Source organism: Occallatibacter sp. (assembly GCF_049802275.1).
In the GTDB taxonomy this organism is placed as follows: domain Bacteria; phylum Acidobacteriota; class Terriglobia; order Terriglobales; family Acidobacteriaceae; genus Telmatobacter.
Genome location: NZ_JBARMD010000434.1, coordinates 1 through 2,675 on the forward strand (window position 1 = coordinate 1; position 2,675 = coordinate 2,675).

The following is a 2,675-nucleotide window of genomic DNA, read 5'->3' on the forward strand; positions in this document are numbered from 1 at the left end:
GCTTGAGGCCGCGCCTGATTTCACGGCTACCGAAGCCCTTCGCTCTCTGGCTCAGACGGGCAGGGCTGGTCAGAAACTGGAGCTCGCGCAGGGTCTCCGCGCTGACCGTACCCATCGCGAGATTAGACTTTCACGTGGTCCAAACACTCCCGTCTCCGACAATGAGTTGAAACCCGAACAGTACGAATGTGTTATCCCCGGGGAGCTAGCTGCTCCAGCCTTCGCATGCCGCATCCGGCTCGATCTGGCTGACCCGAAGGGGCCCGCTGCCTCACCCAACAGCTCTGCTCTGAAAGCCGTTCTACGTTCCTGGAAGCCCGGCGATCGGGTCCACTTGCGTTACTCGTCGGGTCCGCGCAAGGTCAAGGAAGTCCTTGAACGCATGAAAGTTACAGGTACCGATCGGAGCCATTGGCCGGTTCTGGAGGTTGGCGGCCGGGTGGTTTGGATGCGGGGGGTTGAACTGGAGCCTGACCTCAGCGTGCGGGTTTCCGTGGAGCCTTTCTCGCGGGGCGAGGGCTAGAGCGCGCGTAAACCCATCTGCTGCGGTCACCGGTTTCCCGTTGTCATGATGGATTCCCACCCTTATTCCCACCGTTTCGGCCCGTGCACTTCTTCAAACTTCATTCCGCTTCGGAGTACAATCGAAGTTACTGCACATCCGCGCGGTGAGTGCTAAGTGTCTCCTGCTAAGAGATCCCGCACTTTCTGTGACTTCAAAGACTGTTCGGGCGTCTAAAGGATGATGCGGGCGGTGTAGGAAGTTCTTGAGCGGCTTCTCCCCCGCCGGGAAAGAGGATCCTGGTGAATTCGACCGTAAAAACGATCATGTTCTGGGTCTTTATACTTATCTGCCTGGTATTGCTGTGGGGCGTTGTCCAGCACGGCACTATCGGCCAGGGTAAGGACACAGAGATACCTTATTCGGAACTGTATGACAAGGTGCAGCAGGGGATGGTGCAGGATGCTGCCATCCAGGGCACCGATCTTCGCGGCCACATGAAGGCGACGCCGAAGGAGCAGTTCCACACCACGGTCGGAGACCACTACGACGATCTCGAAAAGGCGATGCTGACTAATCATGTCAGCTTCTCCAAGAAGGACGCGCAGAACAATCTGCTGCTCCCGATCCTTTTCAACGTGGGTCCATTTGTTCTGCTCGGCGCGATCTGGTTCTTCATGCTCCGCCAGATGCAATCGGGCGGCAACAAGGCCCTCTCGTTCGGCAAGAGCCGTGCCCGTCTGCTCTCGATGCAGCAGAAGAAAGTCACGTTCAAAGACGTGGCCGGCGTGGATGAAGCCAAGGAAGAACTGAAGGAAATCATCGAGTATCTTCGCGAGCCGCAGAAGTTCCAGAAGCTCGGCGGACGTATTCCCAAGGGCGTGCTGCTGGTCGGACCTCCGGGAACCGGCAAAACGCTGCTGGCCCGCGCTGTTGCCGGTGAAGCGAACGTGCCGTTCTTCTCGATCTCCGGTTCTGATTTCGTTGAGATGTTCGTCGGCGTCGGTGCAAGCCGCGTCCGCGATCTGTTTGAACAGGGCAAGAAGAACGCACCCTGCATCATCTTTATCGACGAAATCGATGCCGTCGGCCGTCACCGTGGTGCAGGTCTCGGCGGCGGACACGATGAGCGCGAGCAGACCCTGAACCAGTTGCTCGTCGAGATGGACGGATTCGAATCGAACGACGGCGTGATCCTTGTCGCCGCTACGAACCGCCCCGACGTTCTCGATCCCGCATTGCTGCGGCCCGGCCGCTTTGACCGCCGCGTCGTCGTGGGACTGCCCGACGTCCGTGGCCGCGAAGAAGTTCTCCGCGTTCACGTCAAGAAGGTTCCCGTTGCTGATGACGTGAACCTCAACATTCTTGCCCGCGGGACACCGGGCTTCAGCGGCGCCGACCTGGCTAACATGGTCAACGAGGCTGCGCTGAACGCAGCCCGCGTCAATCGCAAGCAGGTGGTGATGTATGACTTCGAGCTTGCGAAGGACAAGGTGCTGATGGGCGCCGAGCGCAAGTCAATGCTTCTCACGGATGAAGAAAAGCGCGTCACAGCCTATCATGAGGCCGGTCACGCGCTGGTTTCGCTCTTGCAGCCGCATTCGGATCCGATCCACAAGGTCACGATCATTCCGCGCGGCATGGCATTGGGCGTGACGATCTTCCTTCCGGGCGATCGCCACAACTATACCCGAGAATATCTTGAAGCCAATCTTGCCATCGCTTACGGCGGACGCACGGCTGAGGAGATCTTCCTCAATCAGATGTCCACCGGCGCAGGCAGTGATATTGAGAACGCCACCGACCTCGCCCGCCGCATGGTTTGCGAGTACGGGATGAGCCGCCTGGGTCCGCTCACCTTCGGCAAGAAGGAAGAGCAGATCTTCCTGGGCCGCGAGATCGCGCAGCACAGGGACTTCTCAGAGGAGACAGCACGGCAGATCGATTTGGAGGTTCGCCGCCTGATCGACGAGGCCTACCAGGCTGCGCACGGCATTCTGGAAGCGCACAAGGATGCGATGCATCGCATTGCTGCGGCGTTGCTGGAGCGCGAGACGATTGACGCGGATGAAGTGAAGATGCTGCTCGATGGTAAGGAACTGCCTCCCATGCGCTCCATTCTTGCTTCGCCCAGCGACGGCGGCAGCAGCGGTGGACAGCAGGTCCTCAAGCC

General features: G+C 59.3%; 2 protein-coding genes. Both read left to right on the forward strand.

Translation table 11 applies throughout. The features are described 5' to 3' along the window. The coding region (gene tilS, locus WA354_RS15155) for a tRNA lysidine(34) synthetase TilS (protein ID WP_472813857.1) at nt 1–523 on the forward strand (523 nt) is incomplete at its 5' end. A gap of 281 nt (nt 524–804) precedes the next feature. Then, the coding region (ftsH, locus tag WA354_RS15160) for an ATP-dependent zinc metalloprotease FtsH (protein ID WP_472813858.1) at nt 805–2,675 on the forward strand (1,871 nt) is incomplete at its 3' end.